This window comes from Mesorhizobium sp. KR1-2, from assembly GCF_040045035.1.
Lineage (GTDB): Bacteria > Pseudomonadota > Alphaproteobacteria > Rhizobiales > Rhizobiaceae > Pseudaminobacter.
Genome location: NZ_JBDZDS010000001.1, coordinates 675,541 through 692,842, shown reverse-complemented (window position 1 = coordinate 692,842; position 17,302 = coordinate 675,541). Strand labels below are relative to the sequence as shown.

The window sequence follows — 17,302 nt, the reverse complement described above, 5'->3', positions numbered from 1 at the left end:
TTGCCGGCCACCATTTCGCTGGCAGCGACCGCATCCGCCCCACACCCTCCCCCTTCAGCGAACCAGCCGAAGGGAAAAGGTTAACGGGCGGAGAGATCAGATCATGGCCATGCCACCGTTCACATGAATCGTCTGGCCCGTGACGTAGGAGGCCTCGTCGGAGGCGAGGTAGACAACCGCCGAGGCGACTTCCGCGCCTGTGCCCATGCGCTTGGCCGGAATTGCGCCCATGATGGCTTCCTTCTGCTTATCGTTCAGCTTGTCGGTCATGGCTGATTCGATGAAGCCGGGGGCAACGCAGTTGACGGTCACGTTGCGGGTGGCGATCTCCTGGGCGAGCGACTTCGAGAAGCCGATCAGGCCGGCCTTGGAGGCGCAGTAATTGGCTTGGCCGGGGTTGCCGGTCACGCCCACCACCGAGCTGATGTTGATGATGCGGCCATTGCGGCGGCGCATCATGGGATGGGTCAGCTCGCGCGTCAGGCGGAACACGGCCGTGAGGTTCACCTCCAGCACCGCATCCCAGTCGGCATCGGACATGCGCACGAACAGGCCGTCCTTGGTGATGCCGGCATTGTTGACCAGGATGTCGACGCCTTCGAGTTCGGCTTCGGCCTTCTGGCCGAGCGCCTTGACCTCGTCGCGGTCGGACAGATTGGCCGGGAACACTTTTACGCGGTCGCCAAGCTCGGCGGCCAGCGCTTCGAGCTTTTCGGCGCGGGTGCCATGCAGGCCGACGGTTGCGCCCTGTGCGTGCAGCGCGCGGGCAATCGCCTCGCCGATGCCGCCGGTAGCTCCGGTAACGAGTGCCTTGCGGCCGGTCAGATCGAACATTTTTGACTCCATCTCAAGAGCACACCCGTCACACGGGTGGGGTCATTGTTCTCAATTGTTCAGGCGAGCGCCGCAACCGCCGCTTCGACGTCGGCCGGCGTGTTGATGGCGCTGGTGGCGATTTCCTTGTCGATGCGGCGGGCAAGACCCGAGAGCACCTTGCCCGAGCCCACTTCGTAAAGCGTCTTGACGCCGTTGGCGCCGAACCATTCCAACGTCTCGCGCCAGCGCACGCGGCCGGTGACCTGCTCGACGAGGCGGGCGGCAATCTCGTCCGGGTTGCTCAGCGGCTGCACGACGACATTGGCGACCACCGGCACCACCGGCGCCTGCTTGGCAACACTAGCCAGCGCCTCGCGCATAGCCTCGGCCGCCGGCGACATCAGCGCCGAATGGAAGGGCGCGGAAACCGACAGCATCAGCGCGCGCTTGGCGCCCTTTTCAGAGCAGAGCTTTGCGGCAATCTCGACGGCCGCCTTGGCGCCGGAAATCACCAACTGACCACCGCCATTGTCATTAGCGATCTGGCAGACGGAGTTCTGCGCAGCTTCTGCGCAAGCGGCTTCGACGTCGGCCTGCTCCAGACCGATGATGGCGGCCATGGCGCCCTCGCCCACCGGAACAGCGGCCTGCATGGCGTTGCCGCGAATGCGCAGAAGCCGCGCCGTGTCGGCAATCGAGAACATGCCGGCAGCCGCAAGTGCGGAATATTCGCCCAGCGAATGGCCGGCGACATAGGACACCTTGTCCTTCAGCGAGAAGCCGCGCGCCTCCATGGCGCGAAGGGCTGCCAGCGACACCGCCATCAGCGCCGGCTGGGCGTTGGCGGTCAGCGTCAGCGTCTCCTCGGGGCCTTCCCACATGATCTGGGACAGTTTTTGGCCCAGCGCCTCGTCGACTTCCTCGAAAACCGCACGGGCCTCAGGGAAAGCGTCAGCAAGGTCCTTGCCCATGCCCACGGACTGGCTGCCCTGCCCCGGAAAGGTGAATGCGACGGCCATGAAAGGCTCCCGGATTATGTTTCACTTGAAGGCCGTGTGGCGCAAGGAAGGCCGGAAAGTCAAGGCCGCGCCGCACTTCGACCGTGGGCAGAGGGCATTTGAAAGGCGTCGCGCAGCCGGAACGTGGCTGGCCTCAGGCCTCCGAGCGACCTCGCACCGCGTCTTCTATCTGCCTGCAAGGAGAATTGATGCGCTTGGCATCCCGCCAGCCTAGCTTTTGTGACGGTTAAATGACAGTGAGATGACATTTTCCGATTTTGCAGTTTGGGGTTGAGAGTTGGCACATCCACAGGTAGCAGCGCACGACGGATCGCAACGCGCTCAGGCTGGCCTATCCGGCTGGCGCAACGCATGGGCGATTCGAGTCGTCGGCATGCTGGCGCTGACGTTTGCCATCTCCACTGTCCTGGTATTCTGCATAGAACTCGTGGTGCGCGGCTCGCTTGCGCCAACGCTACTGTTCTTCCAGCAACCGTTCCGCCCGGGCTGGACGACGGTGGCGCTGTTTGCGCTGCTGCTCATTTTCCTCGATGCACTGCTGGGTCGCGCCCATCACGCGCTGCTGCTGGTGGCTCCACTGGTATTGCTGCTCGCTTTCATCGGCCATCAGAAGTCGCTTTATCTCGGCGATCCGCTTTACCCGGCCGACATTCTCTATGCGCGCCAGATATTCGAGTTGCTGCCGCTGCTGGCGAGCGACCGGCCGGTTGCGGCCGCAGCCATCGCACTGGGCGCCCTGGCCGGCGTGGCTCTGCTCGTCGCAGCCTGGAATTACTGGTGCCGCAGCATGCCAGCACTGTCGCTGCGTGGGCGTCTCGGGCGGCTGGCGCTCACGCTGCCCCTTCTGGTGTTCTTCGGCTCGATCATGGACTACGCGACCTTCTCCTGGGCGCGCGATCGGCTGCAGATCATTCCGATGATGTGGGACCAGAAGGAAAACTACAACAGCAACGGCTTCGCCATCGCTTTCGCCCTCAATGTCCCCATGGCCAAGGTGGCAGCGCCTTCCGGCTATTCGGCCGAGGCGATCTCGGCGATCACCGGGCCGGAAGCCGCCGCCCCGGTGGTGCCGAGCGATGCACCCGACATCATCGTCATCATGAACGAATCCTTCTGGGACCCGACGCTTCTGCCTGGCATCACCATTACGCCCGACCCGATCGTCAATGTCCGGGCGCTGCAGTCCGGCCACATTTTCTCGCCGGAATTCGGCGGCATGACCGCCAATGTCGAGTTCGAGGCGCTGACGGGGTTCTCCAATGCCTTCCTGCCCTATGGCAGCATTCCCTACCAGCAATATGTGCGTGGCCCCATTCCATCACTCGCCAGCTTCCTGCGCTCCGAAGGCTACGACACACGCGCCTTCCATCCCTTCGCGGGCTGGTTCTGGAACCGCACGCCGGTCTACAAGGCATTCGGCTTCGAACACTTCATGTCTCAGGAGAACCTGCCGCCTCTGGCAACCCGCGGGCCGCTCGCTTCCGATGCCGCGCTGGTGGAGGAGATCATCCGGGAGGCCGACACCACGCGGGATCCATTGTTCTTCTTCGCGGTGACGCTGCAGAACCATGGCCCTTACGCGCCGAATCGTTATGACGACCCCACGCACACTGTCGACGGCGACGTGAGCAGCAAGGCGCGCGACAGCATCCTGAGCTATGCGGAGGGCGCGGCCGACGGCGACCGAGCACTGGGGCGGCTTATCGACTGGGCCCGGAAGCGCAACCGTCATACCATCGTCGCCATGTTCGGCGACCACCTGCCGCCGCTCGGGCCGGTCTATGTCGAAACCGGCTTCATGGAGAGCAACGTCGCCAAGCGCCGCGCGCCGCTGCCCGAAATGAGCGTCCAGCACGAGACGCCTCTGGTGGTGTGGTCGAACCGCACGGGCCCGGCAAAGACCGGTTCGGTGAGCCCGGCCTTCCTGCCGCTGCACCTGCTCGAGACGGCGGGCATCAGCCACCCTTACTACACGGGCTTCCTCGGCGAATTGCGCGGGCACTATCGCGTGGTCGATCGTAACCTGCTGGTCGGCGCCGATGACGAGACGACCCCGGACTGGTCGCGGGAAAAAGCCATCGATCCGGCGATCCGCGACTTCCGCCTGCTGCAGTACGACATGATCTTCGGCAGGCAGCACGCGGCGGAAAGCTTCTTCCCCGAAATGCTGAACGGCCCTGCCGCGATGTGAACCGCGTCAACGACAACGGCCCGAAGATCACTCTTCGGGCCGTTGTCGTTGCGGAAGACGGAGCCGTCTTGCAGCTTCCGCCCGCGTCAGTTAGTGATGTAGAGCTGCGAGATCGAGAAAGCGATGGTCTGGAAAGCAGCCTTTAGCTGGTCCTGGGTCTTGGCGACGTAGAAGTTGTCAGGCGTCGTGGCACACTTGCCGTAGAGATCGCGGTTCGCGGTGGTATCCGCACCGAAAACCACGGTAAACACCCTGACGCCTTGTGCCTTGAGCTTCGTGCACATGGACTGCGTCATGTTGTTGACGTTGGTCAGCGCCTTGCTGCGGTTTTGCGTCGAATCCAGACGTCCGTTGCTGAGGTAGCCGTAAGAGCCGTAGTCCGACTTATTTATGTTGTCTTTTTGGCCGAAGACGTTGTTTTCGCCGTCTGTGAAGACCACGACCACCTTGGACGTGCCTTCCGAGTTGAAGGCGTCGCCCGTGCCGAAATTCGGCGACAGGACGCGATATCCCCAGGCGAGCCCCTCGGAAACGTTGGTTCCCGAGCCGTTCCAATAGGTCATCTTGCTGATCTCGGTCTTCAGCTTTTCGAGATCATCCGTCAGCGGCGCGATCGGCGTCGGGCAGGCATAGTTGGGGCCGCTGGTCAATGGAGCGGCTGCGGTGATTAGATAGTCCGTCGGGGTCTTCTGCGTTGATTGCTTAGTCGAAACGTCGACGTACTTTCCGATGTACTTTTGCAGCGTAGCATTGTCCTTACTCGTGGACACGTCCGCGAGATAGCTGTTGTTGAATACGGAGCCGTCGGCGTTCTGGGCCTTGGCGGGCACGCCCGGCTCGTCAGGTGCGAAATAGGGCACAAACAGCGTTGCCGGATTGCTCAGATTGGGTTTGGCATCATCAAGATTGTAGGGACTCGGCCGCGCCTCGACGCAGCCCTTCCAATCCACGGAGGGATTGGAAATGGCCGTGGAAACGGGATCGGCGACATAAATGTTCTTCGGGTTCAGCCGCCTGAACAACTCCCAGTGGCCAACACGATTCTTGTTTGTCAGCGGCTCGAAATTCACGCCGTTGAAGGTATTTGTCTCGTTTGCAGGGATTTCCAAGCGCTTGTCGATCCACTCCTGCTTAAAGAAGTCGTCACCCTTGATGTTCACCGCCGTCACGAACGGCACCAGGGCTGAGCGGATCGTGCGCTGAAAGTTCTGCTTTTTCGCTTCCTGCAGGATGTTGATCAGATTGGTTGCGCCGTCGCGCAGCGCCTTCATGTTGGAGTCGCCCATCGAGCCGGTATTGTCGAGCACAAGCGCAATCTCGAGCTTGGCGGTCGATTCATAGGCGCTGGACGTCACCGAAATATGGGCGCTTTGGCCAAAAATGAAGCCGAAGTTCAGCGCGACGTCGGCAGTGGCCGTGGCCGAAGTGCGAATGGAATTGATCGCCTGATCCACCTTCAGCTCGGCGCTGGCGTTGAGCAATTCACGCTTGCCGCTGATGTTTGCCTTGAAAAAGCCGTTGAAAACATCCGTGCGTGAGGTGGACGCGTCGGCCAGACGCGAGGCAGCCAAAACCGCCGAATCCAATGCGTTCTGCAAATTCGATTTCGCGGTCATCAGGTTGGAAATGTCGAGCGCTAGCCCGACCCCGGCAAAAACGGCCGGAAGCGATAGCGCGAACATCATCGCGAAATTGCCGCTTTGCGACCGCCAGAAGCGATTGATAAGCATCGTTACCCCCGCAATGCCACTTTGAAGGAACTGTTGTCGCGCGAACAAGGTGAATATCGCGTTGATCCGCGAGCCTTCCTCGGCCGTTTCGTGAAACTTGGTTAAGGGCACGTTCGCGTCCGTGCACCAATTCGAAGGGTGTTTTGCCTTGCTTTCCCGCCGCAATACTGTATAGACGCCCGCAATCTGCCGGTCCCAGCTGGGGGCTGAACGGAGGGCCGGAGCTTTTGAAAGCCCCGTGTGAAGCAAGAAGTGCTTCCGCCTCCCGTGTCTCCGCTCTCGACCGTCTCGTCATGCTCCTTTCTTCCCCTTGGATGGCCTTGGCCTTCGAAGGATCAAGAGAAGTTGCAGAGGCTTAGCCGCCGGGAACCGGACAGGGAAACGAAGAAAGGCAAAGAACAATGGCTCTGTACGAACATGTGTTTCTTGCCCGCCAGGACCTTTCGCAGCAGCAGGTCGACGCGCTCGTGGAGCACTACAAGGGCGTCATCACCTCGCACGGCGGATCGGTCGGTCGGGTCGAGAATTGGGGACTGAAGTCCCTCACCTACCGTATCAACAAGAACCGCAAGGCGTACTACACGCTGATGGACCTCACCTGCCCGCCGGCCGCTCTCAACGAGATGGAGCGCCAGATGGGTCTGTCCGAAGACGTGCTGCGCTTCATGACCGTCAAGGTCGAAGCCCACGAGGAAGGCGCCTCGGCAATGATGCAGAAGCGCGAAGAGCGTTCGGAACGCGGTGAGCGCGGCAGCTTCGGCGACCGTGGTGACCGCCCGAGCCGTGGCTTCGGCGACCGCGACCGTGGTCCGCGCCGTCCGCGCGAACAGGCTGAAGGAGGTGCAGAATAATGGTCGACATCAACCAGATCCCGACCCGGCGTCCGTTCCACCGCCGCCGCAAGACCTGCCCGTTCTCCGGCGCCAACGCCCCGAAGATCGACTACAAGGACGTGCGTCTGCTGCAGCGCTACATCTCCGAGCGCGGCAAGATCGTGCCGTCGCGCATCACCGCCGTCAGCCAGAAGAAGCAGCGCGAGCTCGCCAAGGCGATCAAGCGCGCCCGCTTCCTCGGCCTGCTGCCCTACGTGGTGAAGTAAGACCCATTCCGGAAAGGGCGGCCACCGCCCTTTCCATCTCTCCGCGTCGGGTGCGGCGAGAAGCATCAAAATCCCGAAGTTGAAGCCGGACTTTGCGAAAGCTTCTAACTGCCGGACAGGCAGGACAGCGACCCTAGGCGCCAAGCGCCAGCCTGCTTCCTGACCCGTCCCGAACGAATCACGCCGCTTGCGGCACAGACAAAGGACAGGAACGATGGAAGTCATCCTTCTCGAACGTATTTCCCGCCTCGGCCAAATGGGCGACACCGTCAGGGTCAAGGACGGTTTTGCCCGCAACTTCCTGCTGCCGCAGGGCAAGGCACTGCGCGCCAACGAAGCCAACAAGAAGAAGTTCGAAGGCCAGCGCGCCCAGCTCGAGGCTCGCAACCTGGAGCGCAAGTCCGAAGCCCAGCAGATCGCCGACAAGCTCGACGGCAAGACCTTCGTGGCCGTGCGCTCGGCCGGCGAAACCGGCCAGCTGTACGGCTCGGTCTCGACCCGCGACATCGCCGATCTGATTACGGCCGAGGGCTTCTCGGTCAACCGCACGCAGATCGAACTCAACCACCCGATCAAGACCATCGGCCTCACCAATGTGGCGATCGCGCTGCATCCGGAAGTCGAGGTGACCATCACGCTGAACATCGCCCGCACGGCCGACGAAGCCGAGCGTCAGGCAGCCGGCGAGAAGCTCGACACGGCCGAAGCGATCTACGGCGAGGACATCAACGAGAACGCCCGCCCCGAGAATTTCTTCGATCCGATGGCGGAAGAAGAAGAAGGCGAGTAAGCCGCACCCGTTCAGTGTTGAACTGGACCAAAGCCCGGGCCCAAAGCCCGGGCTTTTTTGTACAAACTGGAACTATTGCACCTGCGGCGCTTTGAAGCAAAATAGAAGCGACCTCTTTTTCGTGAATGCAGGTGCTGTGCCATGAACATAATGCTGCAGCGCATCATCGAACGCTTGGTGCGCACTGGAAACCTCACTGTCACGAGTGCGAGTGGTTCGTCGCACAGATTCGGCGACGGCGGCGGAGACCCGGTGCATGTGGTCTTCCGCACGCGTCATGCCGAACGCGCCGTTGCCCTGGACCCGATGCTGGCGCTTCCGGAAGCTTTCATGGACGGCGAGATGGACGTCGTGGAGGGCGATATTCTCGGCCTGCTGCGCATCGCTTACCAAAACATGGGACCGAGCGGCGTCGAGGCGGCGTGGACAAAGGCCCTCGAGGGGCTTCGCAATGCGTTCCGGCGCCTGCAGCAGCTCAACACCACCGGGCGTTCGCGCCGCAACGTACAGCGCCACTACGATCTCTCGGGCGAGATGTACAAGCTCTTCCTCGACACGGACATGCAGTATTCCTGCGCCTATTTCGAGCGGCCGGACATGACGCTGGAGGAGGCACAGCTCGCCAAGAAGCGCCACCTCGCCGCCAAGCTGCGGCTGAAGCCCGGCCAGAACGTGCTCGACATCGGCTCGGGCTGGGGCGGCCTGGGCCTTTATCTGGCCCGCAACTTCGAAGCCGACGTTCTCGGGGTGACGCTGTCGACCGAACAGCATGCGGTCTCCACCGAGCGGGCGCATGCCGAAGGGCTGGAGAATCACGTCCATTTCGAACTGCGCGACTATCGCCACCTCACCGAGCGCTTCGACCGCATCGTCTCGGTCGGCATGTTCGAGCATGTCGGCGTCAACCACTACCGCACTTTCTTCGACAAGTGCGCTACCCTGCTGAAGCCGGACGGCGTGATGGTGCTGCATTCGATCGGCCGAAGCGGTCCGCCCTGCGCCACCAACGCTTTCATCCGCAAGTACATCTTCCCCGGCGGCTATATCCCCGCGCTGTCGGAAGTGTTGCCGGTGATCGAAAAGGCGGGCCTGATGGTGTCCGACGTCGAGATCCTGCGCATCCACTACGCGGAAACGCTGAAGAACTGGCGCGAGCGCTTCATGGCCAATCGCGAGCGCGCCAAGGAAATCTACGATGAACGCTTCTGCCGCATGTGGGAGTTCTATCTCGCCGGCTCGGAAGCGGCGTTTCGCTGGCAGGACCTGATGGTGTTCCAGATCCAGCTCACGCATCGCAACAACGTGGTGCCGCTGACGCGCGACTATATCGGCAAATGCGAGAAGGCGCTGGCCATGCACGACGGCCCGCGCAAGTCCGAGCCGGCGAGCAGCAAGCAGCCGAAGCGGCGTATTTCCGAGGCGGGCGAATAGCCCGCCTATTGCCTTCCGGCGATTTCACCTCGAAAAAGAACCAGGCAGCCAGAGGGCATTATCTTGAGCATTCCCATCTTCGTCGCCGCCGCGATCTGCGAAATCGCCGGCTGCTTTTCTTTCTGGGCCTGGTTGCGCCTGGAGAAGTCAGCGCTGTGGCTGATACCCGGCATCGCCCTGCTGATGGCCTTTGCCTGGCTGCTGACTTTTGTCGATTCTTCCGCCGCGGGTCGTGCCTACGCGACTTATGGCGGCATCTACATCGCCGCCTCGCTGGCCTGGCTTTGGATAGCCGAGGGCGTGCGTCCGGATCGTTGGGATTTGCTGGGCGCTGCCGTCTGCATCGCCGGCGCCTGCATCATCCTTCTGGCGCCGCGCGCCGCCTGAGCGCGGGGGCACCGCATCAGCCCTCTTTGCGGAGGACAACAGTCTGGAAGCGTGGCGTTTCGCGCGTTTCCTGTTCTGTTCCCGCAATCGCGCGGCTAATCTGCGCAAACGATTCGCGTCAACCTGGATTCGCATAGCCGGCCAAGCAGCCTGTGGATGGCTTGGACCGGCTGTGAATCATGGGAAACAAGGGGCGAATGTTCACAAGCCAGCGTCCATGTCTGGTACCGCAGGATACAGGGCAAGATCGGGGGCAAGATGGCAGAGGCGGCGCGCAAGTTCGAGGTGGCGGAGACTCCGCTCTATCGCGAAGCACCCAACAATATCGAGGCCGAGCAAGCCCTTCTGGGCGCGATCATGGTCAACAACGACGCCTATTACCGCGTCTCGGACTTCCTCAAGGCCGCGCATTTCTACGAGCCGCTGCACCGCAAGATCTTCGAGGTCGCGAGCGAGCTGATCCGCATGGGCAAGATGGCGAATCCCGTCACGCTCAAGACCTTCCTGCCTTCGGACGAGAAGGTCGGCGACATGACCGTCGCCCACTACCTCGCCCGACTCGCGGCCGAGGCCGTCACCGTCATTAACGCCGCCGACTATGGCCGCGCCATCTACGACCTCGCCACGCGCCGCGCGCTGATCACGGTCGGCGAGGACATGGTCAACATCGCCTACGATGCGCCGGTCGACATGTCGCCGGGCGAGCAGATCGAGGACGCCGAGCGGCGCCTGTTCGAACTGGCCGAAACCGGACGCTACGACGGCGGCTTCGAAAGCTTCAATGACGCGGTCAAGACCGCTGTGGACATGGCCAATGCCGCCTATATGCGCGACGGCCACCTCTCCGGCATTTCCACCGGCTTGCGCGACGTCGACCGCAAGCTCGGCGGCCTGCAGCCCTCCGACCTGATCATCCTTGCCGGCCGCCCGGCCATGGGCAAGACCTCGCTGGTCACCAACATCGCCTTCAACATCGCCCACGCCTATGAGCCCGCGCAGCAGGCCGACGGGTCGTTCAAGGCCGCCAATGGCGGGGTGGTCGGCTTCTTCTCGCTCGAAATGTCGGCCGAGCAGCTGGCGACCCGTATCATCTCCGAGCAGACCGAAATCTCGTCATCGAAGATCCGCCGAGGCGAAATCACCGAGACCGATTTCGAAAAGCTCGTCGCCTGCTCCCAGACCATGCAGAAGATCCCGCTCTTCATCGACGCGACCGGTGGTATCTCGATCGCCCAGCTCGCGGCGCGTGCGCGCCGCCTGAAGCGCCAGCGCGGCCTGGAAGTCATCGTCATCGACTACGTGCAGCTGATGCAGGGCTCCGCCAAGAATTCGCAGAACCGCGTGCAGGAAATCACCGAAATCACCACCGGCCTCAAGGCGCTGGCCAAGGAACTCCACGTTCCGATCATCGCGCTGTCACAGCTCTCCCGTCAGGTCGAAAACCGTGACGACAAGCGGCCGCAGCTCTCCGACCTTCGCGAATCGGGCTCGATCGAGCAGGACGCGGACGTGGTGCTCTTCGTCTATCGCGACGAGTACTACCTGCAGAACAAGCAGCCGGAGGAAGGCACGGCGGAATATGAGGAGTGGCGGCTGAAGTTCGAGAAGGTGAAGGGCAAGGCCGAACTCATCATTGCCAAGCAGCGTCACGGACCCACCGGCACCGTCGATCTCGCATTCGAGGGTCAGTACACCCGCTTCTCGGACCTGGCGGAAGAGCATCACCTGCCGGAACGGTTCGAGTAGTGCCCCCATGCGCGCGCTCGTAATCGCCCCGCCGGAGGCCGCCCATGGCTAAGACCCGCGTCCAGTTCATCTGCCAGAACTGCGGCACGGCGCACACGCGCTGGGCCGGCAAATGCGATGCCTGCGGCGAGTGGAACACACTGGTCGAGGAAGGCACGAACAGCGGCATCGGCAGCGGTCCCGCCTCCATGCGCAGCGCGCGCAAGGGCCGACCCGTCGCCCTCACCTCGCTGTCGGGCGACATAGAGGATGCGCCGCGCATCGCGTCGGGCATCGGCGAGCTTGACCGGGCCACGGGCGGCGGCTTCGTGCGCGGCTCGGCGCTTCTGGTCGGCGGCGACCCGGGCATCGGCAAATCCACCCTGCTGACGCAGGCCGCCGCAGCACTTGCCAGTCGCGGCCACCGCATCGTCTATGTCTCGGGCGAAGAGGCCGTGGCTCAGATTCGCCTACGCGCGCAGCGGCTCGGCGTTGCTGCCTCTGCGGTCGAACTCGCCGCCGAAACCAATGTCGAAGACATTCTGGCCACCATCGCCGAAGGCAAGCGGCCCGACCTCGTCATCATCGATTCGATCCAGACGCTGTGGACCGACCTTGCAGACTCCGCGCCCGGCACCGTTACCCAGGTGCGCTCCTCGGCGCAGGCGATGATCCGCTACGCCAAGTCCACCGGCGCAGCCGTGGTGCTGGTCGGCCACGTCACCAAGGAAGGCCAGATCGCAGGCCCGCGCGTGGTCGAGCACATGGTCGACGCGGTGCTCTATTTCGAGGGCGAAGGCGGCCACCACTACCGCATCCTGCGCACGGTGAAGAACCGTTTCGGCCCGACCGACGAGATCGGCGTGTTCGAAATGTCGGACAAGGGGTTGCGCGACGTCGCAAATCCTTCCGAACTATTTCTGGGCGAGCGGCACGCCAAGTCGCCGGGCGCGGCGGTCTTTGCCGGCATGGAGGGCACCCGCCCGGTGCTGGTCGAGATCCAGGCGCTGGTCGCGCCCTCGACGCTCGGTACGCCCCGCCGCGCGGTGGTGGGCTGGGACAGCCCGCGGCTTGCAATGGTGCTGGCCGTGCTCGAAGCCCATTGCGGCGTTCGCTTCGGCCAGCACGACGTCTATCTGAACGTCGCCGGCGGATACCGGATTTCCGAGCCGGCAGCGGACCTTGCGGTGGCGGCGGCGCTGGTTTCGTCCCTCACCGGACTTGCCCTGCCCGCAGATTGCGTCTATTTCGGCGAAATCAGTCTTTCGGGCGCGATTAGGCCGGTTGCGCATGCGCAGCAGCGCCTCAAAGAAGCCGAAAAGCTGGGCTTTGGACAGGCTGTCCTGCCGAAGGGCAGCGAGGAAATGTCCGGGGGGATCGGGGCCGGTGCATTCCAACCCGCGACACTCACGGACCTCGTTGTGCGGATTGCGGGAGCCCTGCGCCGAAACACGGACGACTGACCGGGCCAGGCGGCGCGGTACGGCACGAGCTGTCATGATGGAGTGAGAACGACATGCCGATTACGCTGCTGGACGGAATTCTCGTCGGCTTCACTCTGGTCTCGGCAATGCTGGCCATGGTGCGCGGCTTCTCGCGCGAAGTACTTTCCGTGGCGTCCTGGATCGCCGCTGCCGCAGCAGCCTATTACTTCTATCCGGCGGTGGTACCCTATGTGCGGCCGCACATCGACAATGAAAAGATTGCGATGGGCGCGGCCGCCGGCGTCGTCTTCATCATCGCGCTGATCGTGGTGACGGTCATCACCATGAAGATCGCCGATTTCATCATCGATTCCCGCGTCGGCGCGCTCGACCGCACGCTGGGCTTCCTTTACGGCGCGGCCCGCGGCGTCCTGGTCGTGGCGGTGGGCCTGTTGTTCTTCAACTGGCTGGTCGGCACGAATCCGCCCACCTGGATCGCTGACGCCAAGTCGAAGCCGCTGCTCGAGAGCGTTGGCGCCAAGCTTGAGAGCTTGATGCCGGAAGATCCCGAGAAGTCGCTGCTCAAGCGGTTGCAGCCAGGTGCCGCCCCGGACGCCGAGCCGGGTACGGCCCCTGCCGACGCCGGCGCGGAAACGCCGCAGGACGAAAATCCGCCCGCGGACAATTGATGGTGGCGCGCTCAGCGCCGCCGCGCTATATGAGTGCTTTCTCACGAGAGACCGCCCGATGGCCCAAGTCGAAGACACCTTGCCCAGCGAGGCCGATGACCATTTCCACGACGAATGCGGTGTATTCGGCATATTCGGCCGGCAGGACGCTGCCGCGATCGTCACGCTCGGTCTGCACGCCTTGCAGCATCGCGGACAGGAAGCGGCGGGTATCGTTTCCTATGACGGCTCGCAGTTCCACGTCGAACGCCATGTCGGCCTGATCGGCGACAACTTCACCAAGCCGAGGGTCATCGACAGCCTGAAGGGCAACCGCGCCATCGGCCACACCCGCTACGCCACCACTGGCGGCTCGGGTCTCCGCAATGTACAGCCGCTGTTTGCCGAGCTTGCCGATGGCGGCTTTGCCATCGCCCACAACGGCAACATCACCAATGCGATGACGGTTCAGCGCGCCTTGCAGAAGCAGGGCGCGATCTTTTCTTCCACCTCCGACACCGAGACCATCCTGCATCTGGTGGCGACCAGCCGCGAGAAGGATTTCAACGCCCGCTTCATCGAGGCGGTGCGCCAGCTGGAAGGTGCGTTCTCGCTTGTCGCGCTGACCTCCAAGAAGATGATCGGCTGCCGCGACCCGCTTGGCATCCGCCCGCTGGTGCTCGGCGATCTCGACGGCTCCTACATCCTTGCCTCCGAGACCTGCGCGCTCGACATCATCGGCGCGCGCTTCGTCCGTGACGTCAAGCCCGGCGAGATGGTGATCATCACCACCAAGGGCATCGAGAGCCTGTTCCCGTTCGAGCCGGTCAAGCCGCGCTTCTGCATCTTCGAATATGTCTATTTCGCCCGCCCCGACTCCACCGTCGAGGGCCGCAACGTCTATGAGGTGCGCAAGCGCATCGGCATGGAGTTGGCGATCGAGAATCCGGTCGAGGCCGACATCGTCGTGCCCGTGCCGGACTCGGGCACCCCGGCGGCCATAGGCTTTGCCCAGCAGGCCGGCCTGCCCTTCGAGCTCGGCATCATCCGCAACCACTATGTGGGCCGCACCTTCATCTCGCCCGGCGATTCCATCCGCCACATGGGCGTCAAGCTGAAGCACAACGCCAACCGCCGCATGATCGAGGGCAAGCGCGTGGTGCTGGTCGACGATTCCATCGTGCGCGGCACCACCAGCCAGAAGATCGTGCAGATGGTGCGCGACGCGGGCGCCAAGGAGGTGCATATGCGCATCGCCTCGCCGCCGACGCGCTCATCGTGCTTCTACGGTGTCGACACGCCGGAAAAGTCCAAGCTGCTCGCCTCGCGCATGTCGATCGAGGAGATGGCGGAATTCATCCGCGTCGATTCGCTGGGCTTCCTGTCCATCGAGGGTCTTTACCGCGCCGTCGGCGAGGCCAACCGGAACATGGAACAGCCGCAGTTCTGCGACGCCTGCTTCACCACCGAATATCCCACGCGCCTTGCCGATTTCGAAGGCGCCGACAACATACGCACTCTGTCGCTGCTGGCTTCCAGCGGGCAGTGATGGCTCGTCTCAATCCCCTTGGTTTCGAATCTCTCCCTGCGTGTCTCTCGCGCAGGGTGCCCGCTAGAGGACTGGCATGACTGCAACTCCCGACCTTTCCGGCCGCATCGCTCTCGTGACCGGCGCCTCGCGCGGCATCGGCTACCAGATCGCCAAGCAGATGGCGGCCGCGGGCGCGCATGTGATTGCCGTGGCGCGCACGGTGGGCGGGCTTGAAGACCTCGACGATGAGATCAAGGCAGCCGGTGGCCAAGCCACGCTGGTCCCGCTCGACCTCACCGACATGGAAGGCATCGACCGTCTCGGCGGCGCTATCAACGACCGCTGGGGCAAGCTCGACATTCTGGTGGCCAATGCCGGCGTGCTGGGCGTCATCTCGCCGATCGGCCATGTCGAGGCCAAGGTGTTCGAGAAGGTCATGGCGATCAACGTCACCAGCACCTGGCGCCTGATCCGCTCGGTCGATCCGCTGCTGCGCAAGTCGGATGCGGGCCGCGCGATCCTGCTGTCCTCGGGCGCGGCGCATTCGGCCCGCGCATTCTGGGGTCCCTATGCCGCCTCCAAGGCCGCCGTCGAGGCGCTGGGTCGCTCCTGGGCCGACGAGACCCACAATATGCCGCTGCGCGTCAACAGCGTCGATCCCGGCGCCACGCGCACGGCTATGCGCGCGCAGGCCGTGCCCGGCGAAAACCCCGACACCCTGCCCACGCCGGCCGAGATCGCGGCCAAAATCGTGCCTCTCGCCAGCCCTACGCTGCGCGAGACCGGCATGATCTTCCAGGCGCGGCAGGAACGTTTTGTTGCCTACCGCAACCCGGAATAGGACTTTAGCTAGACCTTCGGCGCGGAGTGGCTCTCCGTCACCGATAGTTCCGGTCGCGCATTGAGCGTCTGGAATACCACGCAATAGCGTTCAGTCAGCTTCAGGAGCGTATCGATGCGCTCCTGCGGCTCGTCCGTATCGAGGTCAAACTTCAGCCTGATCGCGCGGAAGCCGACCGGCGCGTCCTTGGCCACGCCCAGTGTGCCACGGAAGTCGAGGTCCCCCTCGGCCTCCAGTCTCGCGTCAGTGAGACGAAATTCAAGCGCGGTCGCCACGGCTTTCAGCGTCACGCCTGCGCATGCGACGAGTGCCTCCAGCAACATGTCGCCGGAGCACAGTTCCAGCCCGCTGCCGCCTGTCGCAGGGTGCAGACCGGCAATAGCCAGCGCCCTCCCCGTCTCCACCTTGCAGGCGATCGACTGATCGTCGATCGAGCCCCTGGCCCGCAAGGTCACCAGCGCCTGTGAGGCGTCCTCCCGGTAACTGTCCTTAAGGGGCGTCTGCAAGCTCTTCAATTCCGTGGCGTCCATGCCGATCTCCCAGTGCGATCTTTTGCGTCAACCTATCATGCAGGCGGCGCCGCGTCCTGCCACAACCGGCTGAGCCAGCAAAACAGGTTGGTCCTAATGCTCCTGGCCGTCTGGCTTAGCCCGACTGCACGTCATGGTCGTATAGCTGTCCAGCGCCGCTGCGTGGGGCAGGCGCCGATTCCTCAGGACTGCCACATGGCCAATGCCGTCATTGTCGATACGCGCGAACGCATCTACGCGGGCATGTTCTTCACCGGTATCGCCTATTTTCTGTTTTCGGGACAGGACGCCTCGATCAAGCTGCTGGTCACCGGCATCAGCGTCTGGCAGATCCTGTTCTTCCGCAGCGCAACGATTCTTGCAGGCGCGCTCGCCGTCGGCGGCCGCAAGCTGATGGTCGAATCTTTTCGCTCGCCGGTCTTCGTGCCGATGCTGCTTCGCAGCTTCCTGATCCTCGTCGCCTGGCTCTGCTACTACAACGCGGCGAAATATCTGCAGCTGGCCGAGCTGACCACGATCTATTTCGGGGCCCCCGTCATCGTCACGCTGCTGTCGATCTTCGTGCTGGGCGAAAAAGTGCCGCTGGTGCGCTGGGTGGCGGTGCTCATCGGCTTCGTCGGCGTCTATGTCGCCTGCGATCCGGCAACGCTCGGCATCACCGCGCCGGTTGCCATGGTGCTGGCCGCCGCCAGCCTCTGGGCGCTCGCTATCGTGCTGATCCGCAAGATCGCACTGCATGAGAGCACGATGGTGCAGATCGTTCTCAACAACGCCTTCTTCCTCGTCATTGCCGGCGTGCCGCTGTTCTTCGTGTGGCAGACGCCAGTCCCCTATGAATGGTTCCTGCTGATCGGCATCGGCGCTGTCGGCGGCCTTGCCCAGTTTGCGCTGTTCGAAGGCATGAAGCGCGCGCCCGTCTCGGTCATCGCGCCGTTCGAATACACCTCGCTGATCTGGGCCTTCTTCTTCGGGTATGCGATCTGGGGCGATGTTCCGCGCCATGAGGTGTTCATGGGCGCAACGCTCATCTTCCTTGCCGGCGTGGTCATCATCCTTGGCGAGCGCTTCCGCAAGCAGGACTGATCATCCTGACAGCACCCTGTCATGTGCCCTTTCCTAG

16 protein-coding genes are annotated in these 17,302 nt (G+C 63.2%); 12 read left to right on the top strand and 4 right to left on the bottom strand.

What is annotated here, in order from left to right:
- Window positions 1-96: 96 nt before the first annotated feature.
- Window positions 97-834, bottom strand: coding sequence for a 3-oxoacyl-[acyl-carrier-protein] reductase (fabG, locus tag ABLE85_RS03305; RefSeq protein ID WP_348791243.1), 738 nt, complete (start codon window positions 832-834; stop codon window positions 97-99).
- A 59-nt stretch (window positions 835-893) separates the two neighbouring features.
- On the bottom strand, window positions 894-1,835 hold the full coding sequence (fabD, locus tag ABLE85_RS03300; protein WP_348791242.1) for an ACP S-malonyltransferase: 942 nt from the start codon (window positions 1,833-1,835) through the stop codon (window positions 894-896).
- 373 nt (window positions 1,836-2,208) lie between these two features.
- On the opposite strand from fabD, the gene ABLE85_RS03295 reads away from it, so the two are divergent.
- The gene (locus ABLE85_RS03295; protein WP_348791241.1) at window positions 2,209-4,026 is read left to right on the top strand and encodes an LTA synthase family protein; all 1,818 of its coding nucleotides are present in this window, start codon (window positions 2,209-2,211) and stop codon (window positions 4,024-4,026) included.
- 86 nt (window positions 4,027-4,112) lie between these two features.
- Here ABLE85_RS03295 and ABLE85_RS03290 read toward each other — a convergent pair whose 3' ends face one another.
- Window positions 4,113-6,005, bottom strand: a complete 1,893-nt coding sequence (locus ABLE85_RS03290; RefSeq protein WP_348791240.1) for a pilus assembly protein — start codon at window positions 6,003-6,005, stop codon at window positions 4,113-4,115.
- A gap of 152 nt (window positions 6,006-6,157) precedes the next feature.
- On the opposite strand from ABLE85_RS03290, the gene rpsF reads away from it, so the two are divergent.
- The 10 genes from rpsF (at window position 6,158) to ABLE85_RS03240 (ending at window position 15,652) form a co-directional block, all read left to right on the top strand.
- Complete coding sequence (rpsF, locus tag ABLE85_RS03285) at window positions 6,158-6,607, top strand: 30S ribosomal protein S6 (protein WP_348791239.1); 450 nt, start codon at window positions 6,158-6,160, stop codon at window positions 6,605-6,607.
- Entirely contained in the window at window positions 6,607-6,855 is a 249-nt protein-coding gene (rpsR, locus tag ABLE85_RS03280) for a 30S ribosomal protein S18 (RefSeq protein ID WP_019170551.1), read from the top strand. The genes rpsF and rpsR overlap by 1 nt, the downstream gene beginning before the upstream one ends.
- A 214-nt stretch (window positions 6,856-7,069) precedes the next feature.
- A complete protein-coding gene (gene rplI / locus ABLE85_RS03275) occupies window positions 7,070-7,645 on the top strand; it encodes a 50S ribosomal protein L9 (RefSeq protein WP_348791238.1) in 576 nt (191 codons plus the stop codon).
- 141 nt (window positions 7,646-7,786) lie between these two features.
- The gene (locus tag ABLE85_RS03270) at window positions 7,787-9,076 is read left to right on the top strand and encodes a cyclopropane-fatty-acyl-phospholipid synthase family protein (RefSeq protein WP_348791237.1); all 1,290 of its coding nucleotides are present in this window, start codon (window positions 7,787-7,789) and stop codon (window positions 9,074-9,076) included.
- 60 nt (window positions 9,077-9,136) lie between these two features.
- Window positions 9,137-9,463, top strand: a complete 327-nt coding sequence (locus ABLE85_RS03265) for a YnfA family protein (RefSeq protein ID WP_348791454.1) — start codon at window positions 9,137-9,139, stop codon at window positions 9,461-9,463.
- Window positions 9,464-9,721: 258 nt separating this feature from the next.
- Complete coding sequence (locus tag ABLE85_RS03260) at window positions 9,722-11,209, top strand: replicative DNA helicase (RefSeq protein ID WP_348791236.1); 1,488 nt, start codon at window positions 9,722-9,724, stop codon at window positions 11,207-11,209.
- Window positions 11,210-11,253: 44 nt separating this feature from the next.
- A complete protein-coding gene (radA, locus tag ABLE85_RS03255) occupies window positions 11,254-12,651 on the top strand; it encodes a DNA repair protein RadA (protein WP_348791235.1) in 1,398 nt (465 codons plus the stop codon).
- A gap of 53 nt (window positions 12,652-12,704) precedes the next feature.
- On the top strand, window positions 12,705-13,301 hold the full coding sequence (locus ABLE85_RS03250; protein ID WP_348791234.1) for a CvpA family protein: 597 nt from the start codon (window positions 12,705-12,707) through the stop codon (window positions 13,299-13,301).
- Between the two features lie 58 nt (window positions 13,302-13,359).
- A complete protein-coding gene (gene purF, locus ABLE85_RS03245) occupies window positions 13,360-14,829 on the top strand; it encodes an amidophosphoribosyltransferase (protein ID WP_348791233.1) in 1,470 nt (489 codons plus the stop codon).
- 76 nt (window positions 14,830-14,905) lie between these two features.
- The gene (locus ABLE85_RS03240) at window positions 14,906-15,652 is read left to right on the top strand and encodes an SDR family NAD(P)-dependent oxidoreductase (protein WP_348791232.1); all 747 of its coding nucleotides are present in this window, start codon (window positions 14,906-14,908) and stop codon (window positions 15,650-15,652) included.
- A gap of 8 nt (window positions 15,653-15,660) precedes the next feature.
- Here ABLE85_RS03240 and ABLE85_RS03235 read toward each other — a convergent pair whose 3' ends face one another.
- Window positions 15,661-16,182 carry an OsmC family protein gene (locus ABLE85_RS03235; RefSeq protein ID WP_348791231.1) on the bottom strand — a complete coding sequence of 174 codons (522 nt, stop codon included), beginning with the start codon at window positions 16,180-16,182 and terminating at the stop codon, window positions 15,661-15,663.
- Between the two features lie 195 nt (window positions 16,183-16,377).
- Between ABLE85_RS03235 and ABLE85_RS03230 the strand changes: the two genes are divergently transcribed.
- On the top strand, window positions 16,378-17,265 hold the full coding sequence (locus tag ABLE85_RS03230) for a DMT family transporter (RefSeq protein WP_348791230.1): 888 nt from the start codon (window positions 16,378-16,380) through the stop codon (window positions 17,263-17,265).
- The last annotated feature ends 37 nt before the right edge of the window (window positions 17,266-17,302 follow it).

What these genes read in the sequence shown, in the direction of transcription:
- fabG (WP_348791243.1), bottom strand. Translation starts at nt 834, where the DNA reads ATGTTCGATCTGACCGGCCGCAAGGCACTCGTTACCGGAGCTACCGGC.
- fabD (WP_348791242.1), bottom strand. Translation starts at nt 1,835, where the DNA reads ATGGCCGTCGCATTCACCTTTCCGGGGCAGGGCAGCCAGTCCGTGGGC.
- ABLE85_RS03295 (WP_348791241.1), top strand. Translation starts at nt 2,209, where the DNA reads ATGCTGGCGCTGACGTTTGCCATCTCCACTGTCCTGGTATTCTGCATA.
- rpsF (WP_348791239.1), top strand. Translation starts at nt 6,158, where the DNA reads ATGGCTCTGTACGAACATGTGTTTCTTGCCCGCCAGGACCTTTCGCAG.
- rpsR (WP_019170551.1), top strand. Translation starts at nt 6,607, where the DNA reads ATGGTCGACATCAACCAGATCCCGACCCGGCGTCCGTTCCACCGCCGC.
- rplI (WP_348791238.1), top strand. Translation starts at nt 7,070, where the DNA reads ATGGAAGTCATCCTTCTCGAACGTATTTCCCGCCTCGGCCAAATGGGC.
- ABLE85_RS03270 (WP_348791237.1), top strand. Translation starts at nt 7,787, where the DNA reads ATGAACATAATGCTGCAGCGCATCATCGAACGCTTGGTGCGCACTGGA.
- ABLE85_RS03260 (WP_348791236.1), top strand. Translation starts at nt 9,722, where the DNA reads ATGGCAGAGGCGGCGCGCAAGTTCGAGGTGGCGGAGACTCCGCTCTAT.
- radA (WP_348791235.1), top strand. Translation starts at nt 11,254, where the DNA reads ATGGCTAAGACCCGCGTCCAGTTCATCTGCCAGAACTGCGGCACGGCG.
- ABLE85_RS03250 (WP_348791234.1), top strand. Translation starts at nt 12,705, where the DNA reads ATGCCGATTACGCTGCTGGACGGAATTCTCGTCGGCTTCACTCTGGTC.
- purF (WP_348791233.1), top strand. Translation starts at nt 13,360, where the DNA reads ATGGCCCAAGTCGAAGACACCTTGCCCAGCGAGGCCGATGACCATTTC.
- ABLE85_RS03240 (WP_348791232.1), top strand. Translation starts at nt 14,906, where the DNA reads ATGACTGCAACTCCCGACCTTTCCGGCCGCATCGCTCTCGTGACCGGC.
- ABLE85_RS03235 (WP_348791231.1), bottom strand. Translation starts at nt 16,182, where the DNA reads ATGGACGCCACGGAATTGAAGAGCTTGCAGACGCCCCTTAAGGACAGT.
- ABLE85_RS03230 (WP_348791230.1), top strand. Translation starts at nt 16,378, where the DNA reads ATGGCCAATGCCGTCATTGTCGATACGCGCGAACGCATCTACGCGGGC.